This window comes from Acidovorax sp. BoFeN1 (genome assembly GCF_003345135.1).
Taxonomy (GTDB): Bacteria; Pseudomonadota; Gammaproteobacteria; order Burkholderiales; family Burkholderiaceae_C; genus Acidovorax; species Acidovorax defluvii.
Genome location: NZ_QOZT01000022.1, coordinates 1 through 21,923 on the forward strand (window position 1 = coordinate 1; position 21,923 = coordinate 21,923).

Sequence of the window (21,923 nt, forward strand, 5' to 3'; positions counted from 1 at the left end):
CACGTCGGGTGGGCTTGCGCGACTGCTCGAATCCGTTGTCTTGATCTGCGGCCATTGCCAGGGTCTGCTGCTTCATCTGCGGATAACGTTTGAGAAGCGACAACGGTGGACCTTGATCAGCATTGCCTTAGTGGGTGGGGAGTCCCCTTCTGCAGGTCTGTCTCGATCTCGCTCGCACCCACCCGGTCACATAGTTTCAGATGACGACTTGACCCAGAACAAGACGAAGGAAGGTATCAGGCGCAAGCTGTCGGCCCCTCAACTCGATGGGAGACCATCATGGAAACTCCGAGCAGTTCTGTTCACCACGAGCCTTGGAACAAGGGAAAGATAGTGGGGCAAAAGGCACCCTTCAAGCTGAAGGAGATATGGGCGTTACGGGTGCGCCTACAGATGCAAGGGCGCGTCCGAGAGCTTGCGCTCTTCAATCTGGGCATCGACAGCAAACTACGTGGTTGCGACCTCGTGGCCCTCAAGGTTCGTGATGTGTGTCACGGGGACCAACTGGCCGCGCGAGCCATCGTCATGCAACACAAAACGCAGCGACCGGTGCAGTTCGAAATCACCGCAGCAACCCGAGACGCGCTGCAGGCATGGATCCAGCTGGCAGCGTTGAAATCGGATGATTTCCTGTTTCCAAGCAGGTTGCACGAGTCTCCGCACCTGGGGACTCGGCAGTACGCGCGGATTCTTGGGCACTGGGTGGACGAACTCGGGCTGGATCGCGCCGACTACGGGACACATTCGATGCGGAGAACAAAGGCGACACTGATCTATCGTCGTACCAAAAACCTGCGAGCCGTGCAGTTGCTGCTGGGACACTCGAAGCTCGAATCGACCGTGAGATACCTCGGCATCGAACTCGATGATGCTCTCGAAATCGCGGAGCAGACGGAAATTTGAGCAGGGTATGAGTGGCCGATTTCTACTGGGCGCCCAGCGGCCACCCCTTTCGCGTGGAACTAAGGTTCACGACATCTGCCTCCCCTTCACAAGAAGGGAGTGCTTTGTTTGCCACTGATTTCCCGCGATATACACGCAGTCGTTGGACAAAAAAAGATCGAGACCGTTTGGGTGACCGCTTCGTCGACGAGAGCAGTCGTTGTGTGGTTCCCGGCGAACTACTGCAACCGCTGCACTGCCGGCGCTGGGCCAGAAATTCTGAGCGGCTCTTGAGGGTCGTCCTGCGTCGATCAGGGTGGCGCTGGGCCTCCTACTTCAACGACTCAGAGCGTGCTCGAATTGAGCCTTATTACGTACAAAACTGTTAGTCTTGATTCTTGTTGAAGAATCAACGACTAAATACCTACTAACAGTTAGGGTCATTCAGAAATAATGATGGGTGCGCCGTCGCGCGATCCGAGGCAGCAAAAGCGCTGGGCATCAAGATGGGCGCCCCGTGGTTCCAGATCGCGCGGCTTGTCGAATCGGACGGCTTGATTGGGCTTTCCGCCAACTTCCCTTTGTATGGGGACATGAGCAACCGCATGATGAGCTTGGCTGCAGGCTTGGGGCCGACTCAGGAGATCTATTCCATCGACGAATCATTCATCGGTCTCGATGGCATGCGGGGTGACTTGGTGGAGAGGGCGCACAAGATACGGGCACGCATTCTGCAATGGGTGGGTATCCCATGCGGCATAGGGATTGGTGGTACCAAGACCCTTGCGAAACTGGCGAACCATGTTGCGAAATCCGCCGAGCGCAAACCAGGTAGCTACCCTGCGAACCTGGCCCGAGTTTGCAGCTTTGCCGCGATGTCCGTCGACGAGCAGCATGCGGTTTTGCAGGCAACAGCGGTAGGCGACGTTTGGGGAGTAGGGCGCCGCATTGGTGCGCAATTGAAGGAGGGTGGTGTCAACACCGCCTGGGACTTGGCCCGGCTTGACCCCGCGACCGTGCGCAGGCGCTGGAGCGTGGTGCTTGAACGCACGGTGCGCGAGCTGCGCGGCCAATCGTGTATCCCCCTGGAAGATGCGCCAAGCAACAAGAAACAAATTGCGGTCACACGCTCTTTCGGGAGATCCGTTTCCGAGCTGGGCCCGATGCTGGAGGCCGTGAGTGAGTTTGCATCACGCGCAGGCGAAAAGCTGCGCAAACAAGGTAGCTTCGCGAGCCAGGTCTACGTGTTCGCGCACACGTCACCATTCCGACCGCCACCGCAGTTCTCGCGCGGGGTCATGGTTCCACTTCGACGGCCCACGGCCGATAGCGCGCTGCTGGTGGCTGCGGCCATTGCAGGGATGCGACGGATCTACGAGCCCGGCTATCAATTGGCCAAGTGCGGCGTCATGTTGTTGGACCTGGTGGAGTCGTCGCTGTACCAAGCCGAGCTTGACCTAGAACCCGGCGAAGGCCGCGATCAGTCCCACCTGATGGGCACCATCGATCAACTGAATCGCCGCTTCGGCAAGAGAACGGTTTTCGTCGGCAGCGCTGGTGTTCCTCAAACCCATGAGTGGGCAATGCGCCAAGAGCGGAGGACCCCGCAATACACCACGCGGCTGGCTGACGTGCCCATAGCAAGGGCTTGAGCACCTAGCGGGGGGCGCTTATATGTTCGACGATAGCGGCCTCATGCTCTCTGACCAACTCCTGAAACGCCTCAAAAGTTAGATATGCCTGCTGGCACTGAGCTTCAAGTAGGGCCACCACTAGCGGCAGTCCCAGCGCGGGCGTATCACCGAATCCGTATGTGACCCCGCCTGTTTTATGCTGCGTGCGGGTCACAAGATTCGAAATGCCGATCACAATGCGCGGGGAAATTCGGTGGTTGTAGGCATGGCGAAAGTCCCGTGTGCCATGGCCATATTCTTGGCCAGCAACGCCATTCAGTCGGCACATGAACTCCTCAAAGCTCCGCCATGCAGCACCGTGCGTCGCCGCTGTTGGCTTCACAACATCTTTGTCCAGGGGAAAGTCATCTTTCCAATTTGCGCCCAACCGTGCGCGATTGGCCTGATGGCAAAGGTGCGCGGACGAAAAGATGAACCTCGAACGAATCACGTAGGGCAGGTTCAATGCCAAAGTCGCCAGAGGGTCAATGAAGACCACCATGGCATCAATTTGAGCCTCTTCATCGAGGGAAGGCCAAAGATCGCGCCAGGCGGCCAGATAGTGAGTATGGCGCGTCAGTGCGTTGATGGTGTTGGCCAGCTCGCGGGCAAACTCATCGAACATCATGCTGTAGGCCGCCCACGTGAAATCCAGTTGGTTTGGCAATTGCCCCCAGTCATAGGGCATAAGCCGCCCGGAGTAGGAGGTGTGCTTCAGAACTTGGGCAAACCGCTGGTAAATTTCTACCGACATTGGCTCAGATATTCAACGAAGGAAGCGCAGAAACAATTTTCTGTGTCTCCAAACTCACTGTCACCACGCGCTGGAACAACTCCAGGGGGTACTTGGGATTGCCAACAAGATTGCCATCTTGAATGATGCCCGCAAAGCGAGTGTTTTAAGTGATGAAAAACACAAAAGGCAAGCGCAGCGCGTCAGGCCCGTGGGCGCCTGTGGGCAAGGGGGTGCGAGGGGTGGGAATGTGGGCAAGTCGCAGGCTTGTCCATATTTCCATGCCGACCCCCGCTTGTCCACGGGATCAAGACAGATCACTTGGTTTCAATCTGGACGCCGAAGACACGCACAGCCAGTCCTTTGTTTCCGGGCTGGAGGGCAAGGCCAACGAGGGAGGCAATCACGAGCAGAACGATGAGGCGGTATGCGTGTTTCATGCCTCCCATCATGTTGTCACGACGAGCAAAAGGCACTGCGGCCCAATTTCGCAATTACGTCGTGAGTCGCCGCCGAGCGGCCCAAGGTGCGGTGTTATACGATATAGATTATGTTAACTTGCAACTACATAGAATTTAATTCTATAGAAAAATCGGGTGAGGTAAGGCTTTGAACCCCCTTCGATGGAAGCCTGTGCGGCATCCAAAGATTGCGCACGCAGTTGCTGGCAGGTTGTAGTCTGAGGCGCTAGAGGTTCGCCTACTCAGCAACCTTCAAGTTGGGATGCCACTACAATTTTCCGGATGCACTTGCGCACCCGTCTGCTTGTTTTCCTGTTGGTACTGTTGCCGCTGCAACTGTGCTGGGCGGCGGTGGGCGCGTACTGCAAGGATGGCGGACCGGGTTCCTTGCCTCCTGTGGCAATGCATTGCTGCGAGCACCCCCAGCTGCGGGACGGAGCAATGGATGAATCCACCCCAGCCGGCAATGCAGCGCCCAGCGTGGACTGTGGTTCCTGCCATCTGCAGGGCACCGAAGCCTTTCAGGCGCAACGCGATCTTGTGCCGGCCTTTCCCCCGGAGCGCTTTCACACCGACACGCGCGGGGGGCCGCCTTCAGAGTCCGCCAGTCGCCCCGAACGCCCGCAGTGGCCCGCCCTGGCCTGACCAGGGCATCGGTCACCACCGTCTCCGATCCTTGCCAAACGTGCCAGCACAGCGTGTGTTGGCCTCCTGTGTATTTCTTCGGGATATCTTCATGTCCACCACTGTCGGGCCGCACGGCCCTGGAATCTTCACACGCAGTTGCGCCTTGCTCGGCGCTTCCTGCCAGAACCGTTGTCCAAGGGGGTGTCGATGAGTCGGCCCTCGATGCTGCTCTTAGTCGCTTGGCTGCTAGCTGTGTCCGCCACGGGCGGTGCGTTGTTCATCGGCGAAGTCATGGGCATGGCTCCTTGCGTCTTGTGCTGGTACCAGCGCATTGCCATGTTCCCGTTGGCCTTGCTTTTGGGCATGGCCTTTTACAGCGAAGACCGCCGGGGCGCTGTCTATGCCTTGCCTCTGGCGCTGGCAGGTGCTGCCGTGGCTGGTTACCACAGCCTCTTGGTGGCAGGCCTGGTGCCCAAGGCCTGGGTTCCCTGCGGCGCCGGCGTGTCCTGTGCTGATCAGAAGCTCGACATCCTCTACGGCATCGAGCTGCCCTGGCTTTCACTGGTGGCGTTCATTGCCATCGCCGTTTCACTCTCCCTTTTTCTGCGTAAAACAGACAAATGAATCACCGAAAACTCATCATCTTCCTCGTGCTCGGCATGGCTCTTGTGGCCTTCCTCGTCGGCGTGAATCTCTACCAAAGCGGCGTGCAAAGTGCGCAGGAGCAGCAAGTGGCTGGGCAGGCCGAACGCCTGGTCCGCATGCATTCCCCCGTCATCGGCCCCCGTGAGGCACCCGTGACCATCGTCGAGTTCTTCGATCCTGCCTGCGAGACCTGCCGCGCTTTCTACCCGGTTGTGAAGGATTTGATGCAGCAGTACCCCAGCGAAGTGCGGCTGGTCATTCGCTATGCACCTTTCCACCAGGGCTCGGAGCAGGTGGTCAAGTTGCTGGAATCGGCGCGGCAGCAGGACAAGTACCAAGCCGTTCTGGAGGCGGTGCTGGCCGCGCAGCCACAGTGGGCGGACCATGGAAACCCCAACCTGGAGTTGGCCTACAAGGCGGCTGAGCAGGCGGGACTGGACATGCTACGGGCACGGGCGGACATGGCAGCACCTACGCTGGACGCCGTGCTGCAGCAGGACGTGCAAGACCTGACCGCCCTCAAAGTGGAGAAGACCCCCACCTTCTTCGTCAACGGGCGTGCACTGCCCAGCTTTGGCCACAAGCAGCTGGCTGAACTGGTGGCGCAAGAGGTTTCCAACTCCAAAAAATGAACGCGGACCATTGAGTAGAGGCGCCGCACAGCCGCTTCAATGGCAGGACTGCGCGCGCCCATCTGGCGGGCCCGGCCGCCGGGGCATGCCGGCGAACCGCACTACCCGAGTGGGCCCAGCGCGCGCACTGGCGCATGCTTAGTGGGAATGTGCATGCTCTTTCGTTTCTGAGCGGCTTGGCTTGGTGGCTGGCTCCACCTGTGTACCGCGAAGCAGACGCAGGCCGTTGGCCACCACCAGCAAGCTCGCTCCCATGTCCGCGAAGACAGCCATCCACATGGTTGCGGTGCCGACTACCGCCATCACCAGGAACACGCTCTTGATGCCCAACGCCAAGGTGATGTTCTGCCAGAGTATCGCGTGGGTGCGCTTGGACAGCCGCACAGTCTCCGCGACGCGCTCCAGGTTGTCATTCATGATGACCACGTCGGCTGCTTCCATGGCGGTGTCGGTGCCTGCGCCACCCATCGCAAAGCCGATATCGGCTTGGGCCAATGCCGGTGCATCGTTGATGCCATCGCCTGTCATGCCGGTGGCGCCGTAGCGCTTTTGCATCTCTTTGATGGCATCGAGCTTGGCTTCGGGCAGCAAATCACCGCGAGCGTCGTCGATGCCGGCCTGCGCCGCGATCGCCTTGGCCGTGGCTGTGTTGTCCCCGGTCAGCATGACCGAGGTCACCCCCAGCGCCTTGAGATCGACAATGGCCTGCTTGGAGGTCTCCCGGATCGTGTCAGCCACGGCAAACAGGGCCAGGACGCGGGATTCGTCTGCCAGGAGCGTCACCGTGCGGCCTTGCTTTTCGTGAATGGCCAGCTCCGCCTCCAAGTCCGGGGTGCACAGTCCTTGCTCATGGATCAGCCGGTGATTGCCCAGCACCAGGCGCAACCCGTTGACCACGCCCTCGACACCGCGCCCGGGCAAGGCCTTGAAGTTCTCGGCCTCCGGTCCTCGGACTTCCAGACCCTGGACGATTGCTTTGGAAACTGGGTGATCGGACCTGCCGGCCAGGCTGGCGGCCATCTGCTGGGTAGCAGCTTCGTCTCCCGTACCCCAGACTTTCCACTCCACCAGCTTGGGCTTGCCTTCGGTGATCGTGCCTGTCTTGTCCAGCGCCACCGCCTTCAGGAGCCTCGCGTCCTCCAGGTAGGTTCCACCCTTGATCAATATCCCGCGACGCGCGCCCGCGGCCAATCCGCTGACCACCGTGACAGGCGTGGAAATCACCAGGGCACACGGACAAGCAATCACCAGCAAGACCAGCGCCTTGTAGAGTGCTTCCAGCCATGTCAGGCCCATCAGAAAGGGCGTGAGCAAGGCCACCGCCACAGCGATGGCGAAGACCGCAGGCGTGTAGATGGCGGCGAACCGATCAACAAAGCGTTGTGTCGGTGCGCGGGTCCCCTGCGCTTGTTCGACGGCTTGAATGATCCTGGCAAGAGTGGTGTTGCTGGACAAGGCCGTTACTTGGAATTCCAGCTCACCAGTTTCATTGATGGTGCCGGCGAATACCTGGTCGCCAGGTGCCTTGTCCACGGGGATGCTCTCTCCCGTGACGGGGGCCTGGTTTATGGCCCCGTTGCCTTTGGTCACCTTACCGTCCAGCGGCACACGTTCGCCTGGTTTGATGCGCACGGTCGCGCCAATGGCCACCGAGGCGACCGGCGTGACGGTCCATGCGCCGTCAGGGCCGAGCACCAGCGCTTCTTCCGGCGCCAGTTCCAGCAAACCCTTGATGGCGTTTCGGGCCCGGTCCACAGCCTTGGCTTCGATCAGCTCGGCAATGGCGTACAGGGCCATCACCATGGCGGCCTCTGGCCACTGGCCAATGAGGAATGCGCCAGTGACGGCCACCGACATCAGGGCATTGATGTTGAGCTTGCCGCGCAGCAGCGCTGCAACGCCCTTCTTGTAGGTGTCGATACCTGCCAGCCAGATAGCCAGCGCGGCAATGGCCATGCCTGCCACCTTCCAGGCCATTTGATCGGGTGCGAAGAAGGAGAGCACCTCCGCTCCCGTGGCGAATACAAGCGCGGCAACTAGGCGGGAAATGCCACCGGCAAACCCGTGTTGATGGTCATCGCCTTCGGCATGTCCCGCTGCCTTTCCTTCTTCAGAACGCACAGCTGCAGCCACGGGCTGCGGATCGAAGCCCGCTTTGCGGATCGCCTCCAGGGCCAAGGGATACGCACTTTCTTGCGCATCGATCTTCAGCGTGCGCGCACCAAGCTGAAATCCCAAAGAGCGGATACCTTCCAGTGGCTCCAGCGCCCGACGGATTTCCGCCTCCTCGGCGCTGCAGTCCATGGTCGCGATTTTGAAAAGCTTGCCCTGGCTGATTTGGGGGGCTGATGCCGTGGCCACGGGCTGCGGATCGAATCCCGCTTTGCGGATCGCCTCCAGGGCCAAGGGGTACGCACTTTCTTGCGCATCGATCTTCAGCGTGCGCGCGCCAAGCTGAAATCCCAAAGAGCGGATACCTTCCAGTGGCTCCAGCGCCCGGCGGATTTCCGCCTCCTCGGCGCTGCAGTCCATGGTCGCGATTTTGAAAAGCCTGGCCTGGCCAGAAACGCTGGCGGTCACATTGCCAGGCGTGGCAGGACTTGAACGACCTGCGGAACAGCAGGAGTCAACGCTTGTGGAGGTGCTGGTTTCTGGTTTCATGGCCTAATTGGAAACCCTATAGTGACTTTAAAGTCAAGTGGTAGCACAGAAATGCATCGTGCGGCGTTCTACAGCAAGCTCATTTTTGAAAGCGGAGCAATGAAAATTGGCGAACTGGCCAAGGCCACCGGCACGCAGACAGAAACCATCCGCTACTACGAGCGGGTGCAACTGCTGCCGACAGCAAAGCGCACGGAAAGCAACTACAGGGTGTACGACGGTAGCCACGTCGAGCGTCTGGCCTTCATCCGGCACTGTCGCAGCCTGGACATGACACTCGATGAGATCCGCGTGCTGCTGCATTTCAAAGACGCGCCCGGTGAGAACTGCGGCGCGGTGGACGCGCTGCTGCAGGCACATATCGGGCACGTGGTTGACCGTATTCGAGAACTTCAGGCGCTGGAAGCAGAGTTGCGCAGTTTGCAGCGGCAGTGTTCATCTGGTCATTTGGCCGGGGACTGCGGCATCTTGGGCGGTCTGGTAATTGCCGCGCGTCAACACAACCACATCCCACCAACCCCACCCATCGAGTCGCATCTGCCTGGAGTGCATCGCGAAATCGGTACCGGTACCAAACAGCGCGGCGTCAAGCACTGACTTACCAACCCTACCTTGACGCGCGCCGGCCGCCCGAGGGTGATGCACAGTCCGATTTTTTCGTGCCGCTGCTGTACGACGTGGCGACCAAAGATATCCAATGATGCCCCTCCCTGCTTGACAGCAACCCTCAGGCGCGGCGCGTGACCCCTTAGTTCCGGGTCAGCGGGTTTTGCGCGACATACACGTTGAGCGACTTGCCCGTGAATCCGGCTGGCGCGATCTTTGCCAGGTCCACGGGCCGGCGATCGAGCCCGTTGAACGTCCACGAGAACTCCTTGCCTTCGCTGCGGAACGTGACCGTATCACCGTAGGCAACGTTCAGGTGCCGGGCGGTTGAGACATCCACGACTCGGGCTTTGGCGGCCTGCTGAGCGGGTTGACCGTAGAACGATTGACCGTTGGCAAACGTGTCAGCTGCCATGGCAGACGCAGAGGCCATGCCGAAAATAATGGCCACCTGGATGAGGCGAGTCGAACGCATGTAGAGTTCCTTCTTAATGATGACCGCGCCGCCGATGTCGGCGCAGTGACGCCTTGGGGCGACATGAAGGACTCTAGCGATCCGTAACCAACAGATAGCGATCATCTGGATGACAAATTTGTCATCTGCAGCAGCGCGCAAGGTGCGTGTTTGTGCAGACCCAATGGGCTGAACTTCGCGGGCAGCTGGCTGCCTCATCGTCGGGCTATACGCATGTCTCGGTCACTGTAAAACCTGTGAACTTGACTCTGCACCCGCTACAGGGTTTTCAATAGCATCGGATCACAAGAAGGAAGAGGCGCAGGGAACGCGCGCACCGACTCAAGGCTTTGTCGATCGACGTGGGTGGCCGTGGAGATGACGCACCTGCCCATTGAGCGGCAGGCGCGCGTGATTGGGGCCGCCTGGCTGGACCAGCAGTTGATCGGCGCCGGTAAAGAGCTGAGCTAACTAGGGTTTGGCAGCGCGGCCAAGGAAGTACTACAGAAACGCGCCGACTTCCTGGCCGACTAGGGTCTGACCGAGCGGCGCGGGCAGCGCATCATCCTGACGCGCAATCTTCCGGCGACGCTGCGCAACCGCGAGCTGTCGCATGCCGCGAAGACATTGCCGCTGAAACCGGGCTGGAGCATCGGCCCCTCCCCGATAGGGAGCGCGTAGCGGGCATCTACCGGCGAAGCGTGATGCTCGCCAGCGGGCGCTACGCCATGCTCAATGACGGCCTGGGATTTTGCCTGGTGCCGTGGAAGCCGGTAATCGAGCAGCAGTTGGGAAAGCAGGTTGCCGCGACGGTGCGCGGCAGTGGGGTGGCATGGGAAATTGGGCGGCGGCCTGGGCTTTCCCGAGGTTAGTCAGGCCGACGCCAGAGATCTCAAAGGCTGGGTTCAGCATAATCCGCTGGAACCGCAACTGGGGGCGATCAACCCGGATAGTAGAGACGCTGACGCGCGTCGCGTTCGGCAGGTGACTCGTTCAGCATTTCGTTGATCACTTCCTGACGAGTTTTCCCTGGGCCCACATTAGGCACAGGCATTGGGTAGTTGCTCTCGCCATAAGAGAGGAGTCCTTGCTGCATGGCAGCCTTGGTTTCCGCGATAACCTGCTCTCGCGTCTTATCGCTCTTCCAGTGTTCCGGGTGAACGATGATGCCCTTTTCATTGTTGGCAGGATGCTCGTACGCTGCCGAAGCCATCCCTGGAAGACCCAGAGTGACCACTGCGGCCACTGCTGCGATCATGGAAGAAAGGGAGAGACGACGTTGAGTCATGGCTAAGGTCCTTATAGAAGTCAGTAAATTTTGCATCTCCCATGCCTTTGCCAAGCGATGATGAGATGTGTTCATCGTAGAAATCCTGACCCAACAGAACGCGGACAGCACGATGACTTTTCTGTCATCTTTTGCTGTTCTTGACCTTATCGCGGTGACAAGGCCCGACCATGAAGACATGGGAAAATATCCTGCATGGGAGTAAGTGCGATGGAGTCGCTTCGGTCAATTGCAGAACATCCAACCCGAAAACACGAACTCATAAATCAGAAAATCGATCCAGCCCCCCCTGAAGAAGCACAGTTCGGGCTCATGGATGCGTAAGTGGGATCACCGGCACCAGAGCTCGTTACAGAGCGCGGATTTCCATCCCGACAATCGTCACCCCGTTCTCTGACCATGCAACCGGCTCACCCTGGTGCATGCGAGCGATCGCGCCAACGATGGCCAAGCCGAGGCCATGGTTGCTTTGCCCATGGCTGCGAGCGGGATCGCCGCGGAAGAATCGATCAAACAGGTGCGGAAGTACCTCTGGATCGATGGTATCTCCGCAGTTAGCGACACGGATCAGCACGCGGTCCTCATCAGAAGGTTTGAAGGTGACCTGGACGATCGAGCCATTTTTTGCGTATCGGGTGGCGTTGCCTAGCAGGTTTGACAGGGCCCGGCGCAACAGCGGCACGTCAAAGGCACCATGGGCATCGCCCACCACTTCGGCGGTGAGACCGGCCTCGGCCAGCGCCGCCTCGTGGTAGTCCAACACGTCTGCAGCCATCGATGCAAGGCTAACTACGGGAGCGCGGCGTGCGCCCACGCCCCGATCCGCCTGGGACAGGAACAGCATGTCGTTGACAATGGCGGTCAGGCGATGTAATTCCTCCAGGTTGGAAGCTAGGACCTCTCGCATGTCCTCCTGTTCAGGGCGCCTTAGCGCCAGTTCATTGTTGGCAATGAGCGTGGCCAGTGGCGTGCACAACTCGTGCGCTACGTCGGCATTGAAGCCCTCCATCTGTGAGTAGGCATTTTCGATGCGTTCCAGGAGCGCATTGAACTGGTCGATCAGGGGCACGAGTTCAAGGGGTTGCTCTGCACCGTCGAGCCGGTGGTGCAGGTTGTCCGCCGACAACGCACGCGTCTGGCTGACCAGTCTTCGAACGGGCGCCAGGCCCAGGTTGACCAGGGAGAAGCCACCCAGCGAAACCACGATGGCCCCTCCGATGGCTGCCACCAGCAAGGTAAGTGCAAGCCGGTGCAGCAACTGGTTGTCCGTTTGGGTGTCCAACGATAACCGGACGCGCAAAACCTTGGAGGGGGGCTGGCCCGCAGTCTGTGCAACCTCGAACTGCCGTTGACGCCACACCGTCTTCGCATTCTGGTTGCGGGTGTGTGCGTAGAGCACGGCCCCGTCGCCCCGAGTCACTTCAAGCGACAGATCTCCGTGCCCCACCAGGAAATCGTCGAGCTTGTGCGCGAGGTCTTCTGACTTCCCGTGCTCTTTACCGTCCGCCAACAGGTGTCGAATGACATTCTCTTTTTGGGCCAGCGTGTCCTCTTGCCGATCACGGAAATTGAACTCGGTCACCAGATACACAGCCAGACAGACCAACCCGAGGCCGGCAAAGCTTTGCAGCGCCAGCCACCAGGAAAGCCGCTGGCGCAGTGAGCGATATTGGATCAGTGCATTCATTCCTTGCGCTCTTCCATGATGTAACCCATACCCCGAACGGTGTGAAGCAGTGCCTTCTCGAAGGGCGCATCGATCTTGTTGCGCAAGCGCCGGATGGCCACCTCCACCACGTTGGTGTTGCTGTCGAAATTCATGTCCCACACCTGCTCGGCAATCTCGGTGCGAGACAGTACCTCGCCGTTCCTTCGCAGGAACAGTGTCAGAAGCAGGAACTCCTTGGCGGTCAGCTCCAACTTCTGACCGCCGCGGAACGCCTTGCGCCGCACCAAGTCCACGTCGAGATCGGCAAGGCGCAGTTGCGTGGGCTCTGCCGCATCCCGTGTGCCATGCGTGCGCCTCAGGAGCACCTGGATGCGTGCGTTAAGTTCGGAAAACGCGAAGGGCTTAACCAGATAGTCGTCAGCACCTGTCTGCAGTCCCAGCACGCGGTCCTCGACGCTCACCCTCGCTGTCAACATCAAAACGGGTGTCTGCCTGGATTTGCGAAAAGCGGTGAGGAGGCTGAAACCGTCGATCCCTGGGAGCATCGCGTCCAGCACCAGCAGGTCGTGCCCGCCTTCGAGGGCCATGTGCAGCCCATCCACGCCGTTGTGGGCTACGTCCACCACGTAGCCGACCTCTCCTAGTCCCTTGCGCAGGTACTCAGCAAGCTTGACTTCGTCTTCAATGAGCAAAATTTTCATGACGCCATTGTCGAAGCATGCGGGGTATTCAAATATTACGAATTTGTCATCTGGCTGTTGGTGTCTTGTCGCGGTTCGCTTTCTAAAGTTCATCTCGTGTCGCAAGGCATCGCCTAGGCAAATCGCCAAGTGCTTACCTGAACCCAGAGAAAAAACCATGATTGTTCGCAAACCCCTCGCGCTTTCCCTGATCGCCCTTGCCATCGCGGCTCCAGGTTTGGCGTCTGCATCCTCGCTGTATCACCCTGCAGATGGCGAAGTGGGATTTACCACCCATCCCGACCATTTCCAGAGCGCGATGTCCCGTGCCGACGCTCTTCAGGCGGTGACCGTCGCCCGTAAGGACGGCACACTGGCGATCATCGCGCGCGGTGGTGCTCTGCCTGTCAAGGCAATGAGCCCCTCCAAGACCCGTGAGCAGGTGCAACAGGAATACCTGAGCATGTCTGCCGCTGAAAAACAGCGTATGAAGGAACTGTACTCCGGCAGCTGATTTTCAACGCATCGCCTCTATCCAGAGTCTATCCTTGCTCACACGAAGACTTCATTGTCGCGTGCTAGAATCAAAAAATGCGCCGCTTGATAGCTGTTTTTATACTGGCATTGCTACCGCTCCAGTTCAGCTGGTCTGCGGTTGCTAGCTATTGCATGCATGAACGCGCTACGGCTCAGACACAACATGTGGGGCATCATGAGCATGAGCATGAGGCCAAAAGCGTGGTTGACCCAGCAGACAAGAACGGGCAAAACGCCGACCAGGTTGATTCCGATTGCTGGGTTTGCCATGGCGTCGGCATCGGCGTCTTCAACTTGTCCTATGCCAAGCAAGGCGGCTCTCATGACAGTAGTTTGGATGCCCAGCCCAGCGAGCGGTTGGCTTGTGTAACGCCCAATCCCCCTGACCGCCCTCAGTGGTCCGTCCTCGCCTAATCGGCGGGGTATCTCTCCTTCCTTCAGTCATTCGTGTCCGCCCCTCTGGCGGATGTAGTTGCGCGTGTCGCGGCTGTGATGAGTGACGAGTTGCCAAGCAACTGCACGGTTGCCACCCCACTGATTCCTTTGTGTTTTGAAATCACTGGAGAATCGAATGTTCAAGGGTATTTACCTTCAAGGAAAGCCGCAGGCATGGCGCGGCCGCAAGAAAATCGGGCTCGCAGCTAGCGCGGCGGCCATATTGCTGGCGGCGTCCAGCGGCGCTTTTGCGCAGGGCGTGTCGCAAGCACCAATCGCCAGCGGGCAAGCACCTCAGGCTGCCGCTACGGCTGCTTCCACGCCGCTGTCGCTGGCCAGGGCCATCGAGTTCGCTCTGGAGGGAAATCCCGAGGTGGCAGCTGCGATGCGTCAGTTGGAGGCGACCGAGGGTCAAGTGCTTCAAGGAAGCGCACGGCCCAACCCGGAGCTTGCCTACTCGCTGGAAGATGCGCGCTCCAAAACGCGCACGCAAAGCTGGCAACTCAATCTTCCCGTGGAGTTGGGGGGAAAGCGCGCGGCACGCACCAAGGCCGCGGAAAAGTCCCGCGAACAGGCGCAGGCCCAACTCATCGAACTGAAGGCCACGGTGCGGGCCAATGTCGCTGCAGCCTACTTCGATGTGCTGACGGCGCGGGAGCGCCTGGCGCTCGCGACGGACAGCACGGCGCTTGCAAAGTCTTCGACGGACACTGTTGCAAAGCGCGTGGCGGCCGGCAAGGTGTCGCCAGTTGAAGAGACCAAGGCGAGGGTCGCGGAAGCCGGTATCCGCGTTGAGCTCGCTCAGGCTGCGAGTGAACAGCGCAATGCCCTGTCCCGCCTTTTCGCGCTCATGGGACGGACCGACGTTCCTTACACCGTGCTGGAGGGCACGGCTGAAACCCTCCCTCCCGTACCGAACCTCGCCGATCTTCAGGCTCTGATTTCTTCTTCGCCTGCCGTTGTCCTGGCACGCATCGAGGTGGATCGGCGCAAGGCCCTGACTGATCTTGAGCAAAGCAAGCGAGTGCCGGATGTCAAGGTCAGCGTGGGTATGCAGCGTAGCAACGAGACGCAGCGCAACGTGCTCCTCTTCGGTGTTTCTGTCCCGCTGCCAGTGTTCGACCGCAACCAAGGCAACCTCCTTGAAGCACTCAAGCGGGAGGACAAGGCGCGAGATGAGCTGCAGGGCGCCACTGTGCGTCTGCACAGCGAAGTGGCACAGGCCCGGGAGCGACTGTCCACGATTGCAGCGGAGGTGCAGTCGCTGAAGCAGGAAGTTCTGCCAGGTGCGAAGTCAGCGTATGACTCGGCAACCATCGGCTTCGAGAACGGCAAGTTCAATTTCCTGGAGGTGCTGGATGCGCAGCGTACCTACTTCACAGCCAAAGCCCAATACCTCAAAGCACTTGGCGAGGCGCACCGCGCAGCGGCTGATGTTGACCGCTTGCTCGGCGGCACTACCGCTTCCCGCCTGATCGCAACGCAGAACTGAGAATCACCATGAACACCAGCAAATCCACCATCAGCAAAAAGCATCTGATCGCCATTGCCGTCGTCCTCGCATTGGGGGTCGGGGCCGGCGCCTTCATCTTGCAAGGCGGCGGAAAGCCCAAGACGGCAGTTGCCGAAGGCGATGGCCACGGGCACGGCGGCCACACTGAAGCCAAGGGCCACGGCGACGGTGAGCACCACGGCAAGGCAGGAGAAAAGGGCCACGACGATGACAAGGGCCATGCGGACGGCGAGCACCACGAAAAGAGCGAAGCCAAGGGCGCTCACGGCGGTACCGTTTTCAAGGAAGGCGATTTCAGCCTGGAGGCGCTGCTGTCCGAGGATGGTGGAGAGCCGCGGCTGCGCATCTGGTTGTTCGACAAAGACAAGGCGCTGCCGCTGAATGCCGCGACGGTCACCGCAACGGTGACCCGCCTGACAGACGAAAAGCAGAAGCTGACTTTCGTTCAGGAAAAAGACAGCCTGGTCAGTAAGGAAATCGTTCCCGAACCCCATGCATTCGAGATCGAGATCATCGCGCAGACGGCCACCGAGCCCTTCATGTTCGTGATGAGCAAGGAAGAAGGCAAGGTTGAATTGGCAGACGCCCAGATCAAGGCTGCCTCGATTACGGTGGATACGACATCCGCCGCCAACATCAAGACGGCACTCTTGCTGCCTGGTGAAATCAAGCTCAACGAAGACCGCACCTCGCATGTGGTTCCACGGCTCGCCGGTGTGGTGGAAAGCGTCAGTGCCAGCCTTGGCCAAGTCGTCAAGAAGGGACAAGTCCTGGCTGCCATTGCCAGCCCCACTGCCTCGGAGCAACGCAGCGAGCTGCAGACGGCCCACAAGCGCCTCGCGCTGGCCAAGACGACTTACGAGCGAGAAAAGAAGCTGTGGGAGCAGAAGGTATCTGCCGAACAGGACTACCTGCAGGCCAGGCAAGCCCTGAGCGAAGCAGAGGTGGCTGTGGCCAACGCCAATCAAAAGCTGAGTGCGCTGGGCCTGTCCACCTCGTCCGCTTCCGGTCTCAATCGCATCGAGCTGCGTGCGCCCTTTGACGGGATCGTCATCGAGAAGCATCTGAGCCTGGGCGAAGCCGTCAAGGAAGATGCTGCGGTGTTCACCATCTCCGACCTCTCCACCGTGTGGGCGGAAATCAACCTTCCAGCGAAGGATCTGCCGTCGGTGCGGGTGGGCGAGAAAGTCACCATCAAGGCCACAGCGTTTGACGCATCGGCCACGGGGACTGTCGCTTTTGTAGGCGCGCTGATCGGCGAGCAAACCCGTACAGCCAAAGCCCGCGTGGTTCTGGACAACCCCAAAGGCGCCTGGCGCCCCGGCCTGTTCGTGAATGTCGAGGTTATTTCTGAAGAAACAGCGGCACCCGTGACGATTTCGGCTGACGCGGTACAGACCCTTGGAGACAAGCCCGTTGTCTTCCTGAAGGTCAACGGTGGGTTTATTGCTCAGCCAGTGAAGCTGGGCCGCAGCGATGGCAAGCGGATCGAGGTCCTTGGGGGCCTCAAGGCCGGCATGCCTTACGCCTCGACTGGCAGCTTCGTCGTGAAGTCTGAGCTCGGCAAGGGATCTGCCGAACACACGCACTGATCCTGGAGCCTATACATGTTTGAAAAACTCATCCGATTCTCGATCGAGCAGCGATGGCTGGTGCTGCTTGCGGCCTTCGCCATGGCGGCCTTCGGCGTCTTCAGCTACCAGAAGCTGCCTATTGACGCCGTGCCCGACATCACGAACGTCCAGGTCCAGATCAACACGCAGGCGGCCGGGTACTCGCCCCTTGAGACCGAGCAGCGGGTCACATACCCGATTGAGACGGTCATGGCCGGCCTGCCGAACCTGGATCAGACGCGGTCGCTTTCACGGTATGGACTGTCGCAGGTCACCGTCATTTTCAAGGACGGCACCGACATCTATTTCGCTCGCCAACTCGTCAACGAGCGCATCCAGGAGGCCCGGGACAAACTGCCGGCTGGCATCACGCCAGCGCTGGGGCCCATCTCGACCGGGCTGGGGGAAATCTACCTTTGGACCGTCGAAACCAAGGACGGTGCGAAGAAGCCCGATGGCTCACCCTACACCCCGACCGACCTGCGCGAGATCCAGGACTGGATCATCAAGCCGCAGCTGCGCAACGTTCCTGGCGTGACGGAAATCAACTCCATCGGCGGCTTCGCCAAGGAATACCAGATTGCGCCAATCCCCGCGCGCTTGGCTTCGCTGGGCGTGACGTTGCAGGACGTAGTAACCGCTCTGGATCGCAACAACGGCAACGTGGGCGCGGGCTACATCGAAAAGCGCGGCGAGCAGTACCTCATCCGTGCACCTGGCCAGGTGAAATCCCTGGAGGACATTGGCAACGTGATTCTCAGCAGCGCCAACGGCGTGCCCGTGCGCGTCAAGGACGTGGCCGAAGTGGGCATTGGCCGGGAGCTTCGAACCGGAGCTGCCACGGACAACGGTCGGGAAGTGGTTCTCGGCACCGTGTTCATGCTGATTGGAGAAAACAGCCGGACCGTCTCCCAGGCGGTAGACAAGAAGATGGTGGAGGTCAACAAGAGCCTTCCAGAGGGGGTGCATGCGGTGACGGTCTATGACCGCACGGTGCTCGTCGACAAGGCCATCAGTACGGTGAAGAAGAACCTGCTGGAAGGTGCCGTTCTCGTGATCGTGATCCTGTTCCTTTTTCTTGGGAACATCCGAGCGGCAATCATCACTGCAATGGTCATCCCCTTGTCGATGCTCTTTACGTTCACGGGGATGGTCCAGTACAAGGTGAGCGCCAACCTGATGAGTCTCGGGGCTCTGGACTTCGGCATCATCATTGACGGGGCAGTCGTGATCGTTGAGAACTGTGTTCGGCGTCTTGCCCACGCGCAAGCGCATCACGGGCGGCCGCTGACCCGGGCAGAGCGCTTCAATGAAGTGTTCCTCGCGTCCCAGGAATCGCGCCGCCCCTTACTGTTCGGGCAACTGATCATCATGGTGGTGTACCTGCCCATCTTCGCGCTCACGGGTGTTGAAGGAAAGATGTTCCACCCGATGGCGTTCACCGTGGTCGCCGCACTGCTCGGCGCGATGATTTTGTCGGTGACGTTCATCCCGGCAGCGGTTGCGCTTTTCATCGGCAATCGGGTCAGCGAGAAGGAGAACTTTCTCCTTGGCTATGCCAAGCGCATGTACGCCCCGCTGCTCGATCGCGTGATGGGCGCCAAAACGCTCGTCCTCACCATTGCTGCAGTCGCTGTGGTCTTGTGCGGATTGATCGCCACCCGCATGGGCAGCGAATTTGTTCCCAACCTCAATGAGGGTGACCTTGCCATCCAGGCGCTGCGCATTCCGGGCACCAGCCTGTCCCAGTCGGTGGCTATGCAGCAGCAGATCGAGCGGACACTGAAGGCGAAGTTTCCCGAGATCGAGCGCATCTTCGCAAGAACCGGTACTGCCGAAATTGCCTCCGACCCGATGCCACCCAACATTTCGGACGGGTACATCATGCTCAAGCCGATGGACGAATGGCCGGAGCCTCGCAAGACCCGCGATGAGCTGCTAGCGGGCATCCAGGGGGTTCTCGGGAAGATTCCGGGCAACAACTACGAGTTTTCCCAGCCCATTCAGCTGCGCTTCAACGAGCTGATCTCGGGTGTGCGAAGCGATGTGGCAGTCAAGATCTTCGGCGACGACATGGAGGTGCTCAACAAGTCCGCTGAAGAAGTCTCAGCGATGCTGCAGAAGATCCAGGGCTCCTCTGAGGTGAAGGTCGAGCAGACGACGGGCCTTCCGATGCTGACCGTGAACATCGACCGCCAGAAGGCCGCACGCTATGGGCTGAACGTTGCTGACGTCCAGGACACCGTGGCTACGGCCATCGGCGGACGGGAGGCAGGCACGATGTTTGAAGGAGATCGTCGATTCGACATTCTGGTCCGTCTCCCCGAGACCGTCCGCAATGATTTGGAAGCGATGAAGCGGCTGCCCATACCGCTGCCGCGCTCTGAGAGTGGTACGGAGACCAAGACCAATTTCATCCCGTTGGGTGAGGTGGCGACGTTCGAGCTTGCCCCTGGCCCCAACCAGGTCAGCCGCGAGAACGGTAAGCGACGTATCGTGGTGAGCACCAATGTGCGGGGTCGCGACGTGGGTTCGTTCGTAGCGGAGGCTGAACAAGGCCTGGCCCAGATCAAGATTCCTACCGGCTATTGGACGAGCTGGGGCGGCACCTTTGAAAACCTGCAATCGGCAACCAAGCGCCTGCAGATTGTTGTGCCGGTTTCCCTGTTGCTTGTCTTCGTCCTGTTGTTCGCAATGTTCGGAAATGCCAAGGATGGACTGCTGGTCTTTACGGGCATCCCATTCGCTTTGACGGGGGGCATCCTGGCGCTGTGGCTGCGCGACATCCCTATGTCCATTTCGGCTGCCGTGGGCTTCATTGCACTCTCCGGCGTGGCAGTGCTCAACGGGCTGGTGATGATTTCCTACATCCGCAGCTTGAGGGAGGACGGTGTTGGGCTTGATGCAGCGATTCGCGAAGGCGCTTTGACCCGGTTGCGGCCAGTGCTCATGACTGCGCTCGTGGCATCGCTGGGCTTCATTCCCATGGCCATCGCTACAGGCACAGGCGCCGAAGTTCAGCGGCCTTTGGCAACGGTAGTAATCGGTGGAATTCTCTCTTCCACACTGCTCACGCTGCTCGTGCTGCCAATTCTTTACCGTCTGGCCCACAGGCCCGATGAGAAAGATGAGGACGTTTCGGCCGAGCCCTCGCACCCGCCGGACGTGTCCGCTCCCGTGTAGTTGTGAAAGGTCCCGCTCGCCGCGGGACCTCTCCTTTCCATAAATCTCGCTCCAAAGGAACTTTCATGAAATTCTCTCAAGTCCTCATCGCGCTCGCGGTATCGATCTCCGGCACGGCCTTCGCTGCCGATGACCACGGCCACGAAGCCAAGCCGATGCACGGGGGCGTCACCGCTCAAGCGAAAGAGGTGGACTACGAGCTGGTGGCCAAGGCCGACAAGCTGCAACTGTTCATGCGCGACCACGGCAAGCCGTTTGATGTTTCAGGCATGACCGCGAAGGCCACTCTCCTGGCGGGTAGTGACAAGCAGGAAGTCCAGCTCCAGCCCGTGGATGGCAAGCTCGAAGCCGCCGGCAATTTCAAGGTCGCCTCAGGCACAAAAGCCGTGGTTGCAGTCTCGAAGGTTGGAAAGGCCGTGGCTTCCGTCCGCTTCACGCTGAAGTAGCGCGAACGAGATCGCAACTGCCATGCGGTATGGCCAAGTGGCAACTCCAAGTTTGGCAAGAACTCCCCGCACGAGGGGAGATGTCGCTGCGCGGGGTGCCGACGTCACCTACAGCCTTGGTGCGCGCCGCCCTGCGGAGAAAGCATGACGCCCGTCGGGTTCGGCGAGTGGAGTGATACATGTCTATGCAGCCGGTCCAGGACGGACTATTTACCAAACTGTTCTGGATATGGATCGGGTTGCTGATATCCGTGTTGGTATTCTGGAGCCTGCGTCATCTCTGGCTAAAGTATCACCCGCCGCTGGAGGTGCGAACCAAGTACAGCCGTCGCCTTGCAAAAAGACTGAGAGAGAATCAGGCGCTGCGCTTTCAGTCCAGATCACCCAAGAGGCCGCGATCTCGCGATCACCACTGAGTGGTACTGAAGGCCCTACCATATCGGTGCAGTAGCTTCGGCTGCTGATCGCAAAGGCCGACTGATTTCAATAGCGGTGCTTGGCTGCATGCAGTTTGCACCACAGCATCAAAAAATGAGGTCAAGACACCATGGCATTCAGACCCTATTGGATCGTGACGTTGTTGGCGTCGGCCGTGTTGACTGGGTGCGCGACTCCTGTCTACGAAGGCCGTTTTGCCTGGAAAGACGGTTAGAGGACCGGTGTCGTAACGCGGACCGGGCTCGACGAATTGACTCGAAGCAGGTACGAGTGGCAGTGCGGGTTCCCAGCACCTCGCCAATCCGTGGAGGACTTCGCGGTAGTTCGGTGGAAGGAAGTTGGCAGGGTTCTGAATTGAGATCGCGTTGCCCAAGACACTCACCCAGATGAAGAAACGCCTCGAAGAGGCGATGAGTGAAGCCCGCGAGGCCGAGGAAATCATTCCGCTATTGAAAGAGGCGATCACCAAGTTCGATCTTGTGCCGGATGACTTGTTTGAAATGGGTGCGGGTAGGTTCGGCACGAAATTGGCTCCGCGTAAGACCCTACAAAGAGACTCGCCTTCAGATAGCCAAACGGGTGTTTATCAAGACGCTGAGGGCAATACCTGGGCCGGAAAGGGCCGACGTCCCAGATGGTTGAACGAAGCCCTGGTGCGGGGCAAAACTCTTGAAGATTTTTTACCTCGAAGAAAGCGTCTGCAAAGCGCTAAGTAATTGGAGTCAAAGGGATTTTTGCCGTCGAATT

General features: G+C 59.5%; 19 protein-coding genes and 2 pseudogenes. 14 read left to right on the forward strand and 7 right to left on the reverse strand.

What is annotated here, in order from left to right; translation table 11 throughout:
* Positions 1–279: 279 nt before the first annotated feature.
* Entirely contained in the window at positions 280–903 is a 624-nt protein-coding gene (locus DTW89_RS07470) for a tyrosine-type recombinase/integrase (RefSeq protein ID WP_024814084.1), read from the forward strand.
* A gap of 428 nt (positions 904–1,331) precedes the next feature.
* Positions 1,332–2,534: pseudogene (locus tag DTW89_RS07475) on the forward strand (Y-family DNA polymerase); the annotation flags it as partial.
* Between the two features lie 4 nt (positions 2,535–2,538).
* Here the strand turns inward: DTW89_RS07475 and DTW89_RS07480 are convergent.
* Together DTW89_RS07480 and DTW89_RS19890 are read right to left on the reverse strand one after the other, a co-directional pair.
* Entirely contained in the window at positions 2,539–3,309 is a 771-nt protein-coding gene (locus tag DTW89_RS07480; protein WP_114655486.1) for an integrase, read from the reverse strand.
* 296 nt (positions 3,310–3,605) lie between these two features.
* The gene (locus tag DTW89_RS19890) at positions 3,606–3,728 is read right to left on the reverse strand and encodes a hypothetical protein (protein WP_269089833.1); all 123 of its coding nucleotides are present in this window, start codon (positions 3,726–3,728) and stop codon (positions 3,606–3,608) included.
* A 462-nt stretch (positions 3,729–4,190) separates the two neighbouring features.
* On the opposite strand from DTW89_RS19890, the gene DTW89_RS19290 reads away from it, so the two are divergent.
* The 3 genes from DTW89_RS19290 to DTW89_RS07495 all read left to right on the forward strand — a co-directional run bounded on the left by DTW89_RS19290 (position 4,191) and on the right by DTW89_RS07495 (position 5,653).
* Positions 4,191–4,394, forward strand: coding sequence for a hypothetical protein (locus tag DTW89_RS19290; RefSeq protein WP_147277636.1), 204 nt, complete (start codon positions 4,191–4,193; stop codon positions 4,392–4,394).
* Positions 4,395–4,598: 204 nt separating this feature from the next.
* On the forward strand, positions 4,599–5,000 hold the full coding sequence (locus DTW89_RS07490; RefSeq protein WP_236637068.1) for a disulfide bond formation protein B: 402 nt from the start codon (positions 4,599–4,601) through the stop codon (positions 4,998–5,000).
* The gene (locus tag DTW89_RS07495) at positions 4,997–5,653 is read left to right on the forward strand and encodes a DsbA family protein (RefSeq protein WP_114655489.1); all 657 of its coding nucleotides are present in this window, start codon (positions 4,997–4,999) and stop codon (positions 5,651–5,653) included. Before DTW89_RS07490 ends, DTW89_RS07495 begins: the two co-directional genes overlap by 4 nt.
* Positions 5,654–5,791: 138 nt before the next feature.
* On the opposite strand, the gene DTW89_RS07500 is transcribed toward DTW89_RS07495, so the two are convergent.
* Positions 5,792–8,314, reverse strand: a complete 2,523-nt coding sequence (locus tag DTW89_RS07500) for a heavy metal translocating P-type ATPase (RefSeq protein ID WP_236637069.1) — start codon at positions 8,312–8,314, stop codon at positions 5,792–5,794.
* A gap of 99 nt (positions 8,315–8,413) precedes the next feature.
* On the opposite strand from DTW89_RS07500, the gene cadR reads away from it, so the two are divergent.
* On the forward strand, positions 8,414–8,911 hold the full coding sequence (gene cadR / locus DTW89_RS07505; RefSeq protein ID WP_114655504.1) for a Cd(II)/Pb(II)-responsive transcriptional regulator: 498 nt from the start codon (positions 8,414–8,416) through the stop codon (positions 8,909–8,911).
* A 151-nt stretch (positions 8,912–9,062) separates the two neighbouring features.
* On the opposite strand, the gene DTW89_RS19375 is transcribed toward cadR, so the two are convergent.
* Positions 9,063–9,395: a CzcE family metal-binding protein gene (locus tag DTW89_RS19375; RefSeq protein ID WP_161555628.1), complete on the reverse strand. Its 333-nt coding sequence runs from the start codon at positions 9,393–9,395 to the stop codon at positions 9,063–9,065.
* A 345-nt stretch (positions 9,396–9,740) separates the two neighbouring features.
* Between DTW89_RS19375 and DTW89_RS07515 the strand changes: the two are divergent.
* Positions 9,741–10,246 (forward strand): annotated as a pseudogene (locus DTW89_RS07515) (DUF3363 domain-containing protein); the annotation flags it as partial.
* 68 nt (positions 10,247–10,314) lie between these two features.
* Here DTW89_RS07515 and DTW89_RS07520 read toward each other — a convergent pair.
* From DTW89_RS07520 to DTW89_RS07530, 3 genes are all read right to left on the reverse strand, one after another.
* Positions 10,315–10,662 carry a DUF4148 domain-containing protein gene (locus DTW89_RS07520; RefSeq protein ID WP_114655492.1) on the reverse strand — a complete coding sequence of 116 codons (348 nt, stop codon included), beginning with the start codon at positions 10,660–10,662 and terminating at the stop codon, positions 10,315–10,317.
* 349 nt (positions 10,663–11,011) lie between these two features.
* The gene (locus DTW89_RS07525) at positions 11,012–12,349 is read right to left on the reverse strand and encodes a heavy metal sensor histidine kinase (RefSeq protein ID WP_114655493.1); all 1,338 of its coding nucleotides are present in this window, start codon (positions 12,347–12,349) and stop codon (positions 11,012–11,014) included.
* A complete protein-coding gene (locus tag DTW89_RS07530) occupies positions 12,346–13,032 on the reverse strand; it encodes a heavy metal response regulator transcription factor (RefSeq protein ID WP_114655494.1) in 687 nt (228 codons plus the stop codon). Before DTW89_RS07530 ends, DTW89_RS07525 begins: the two co-directional genes overlap by 4 nt.
* Before the next feature lie 157 nt (positions 13,033–13,189).
* On the opposite strand from DTW89_RS07530, the gene DTW89_RS07535 reads away from it, so the two are divergent.
* The 7 genes from DTW89_RS07535 to DTW89_RS07570 all read left to right on the forward strand — a co-directional run bounded on the left by DTW89_RS07535 (position 13,190) and on the right by DTW89_RS07570 (position 21,892).
* Positions 13,190–13,525: a DUF4148 domain-containing protein gene (locus DTW89_RS07535; RefSeq protein ID WP_114655495.1), complete on the forward strand. Its 336-nt coding sequence runs from the start codon at positions 13,190–13,192 to the stop codon at positions 13,523–13,525.
* 77 nt (positions 13,526–13,602) lie between these two features.
* The gene (gene czcI / locus DTW89_RS19960; protein ID WP_081739431.1) at positions 13,603–13,962 is read left to right on the forward strand and encodes a cation efflux protein, CzcI family; all 360 of its coding nucleotides are present in this window, start codon (positions 13,603–13,605) and stop codon (positions 13,960–13,962) included.
* 157 nt (positions 13,963–14,119) lie between these two features.
* Entirely contained in the window at positions 14,120–15,475 is a 1,356-nt protein-coding gene (locus tag DTW89_RS07545; protein ID WP_114655496.1) for a TolC family protein, read from the forward strand.
* A gap of 8 nt (positions 15,476–15,483) precedes the next feature.
* Positions 15,484–17,088, forward strand: a complete 1,605-nt coding sequence (locus DTW89_RS07550) for an efflux RND transporter periplasmic adaptor subunit (RefSeq protein ID WP_442858101.1) — start codon at positions 15,484–15,486, stop codon at positions 17,086–17,088.
* A gap of 15 nt (positions 17,089–17,103) precedes the next feature.
* Positions 17,104–20,292 (forward strand): CusA/CzcA family heavy metal efflux RND transporter, encoded by a 3,189-nt coding sequence (locus DTW89_RS07555; RefSeq protein WP_114655498.1) that lies wholly within the window; start codon positions 17,104–17,106, stop codon positions 20,290–20,292.
* Positions 20,293–20,357: 65 nt separating this feature from the next.
* Positions 20,358–20,738: a hypothetical protein gene (locus DTW89_RS07560; protein WP_114655499.1), complete on the forward strand. Its 381-nt coding sequence runs from the start codon at positions 20,358–20,360 to the stop codon at positions 20,736–20,738.
* An 824-nt stretch (positions 20,739–21,562) separates the two neighbouring features.
* Complete coding sequence (locus tag DTW89_RS07570; protein ID WP_114655501.1) at positions 21,563–21,892, forward strand: H-NS histone family protein; 330 nt, start codon at positions 21,563–21,565, stop codon at positions 21,890–21,892.
* The last annotated feature ends 31 nt before the right edge of the window (positions 21,893–21,923 follow it).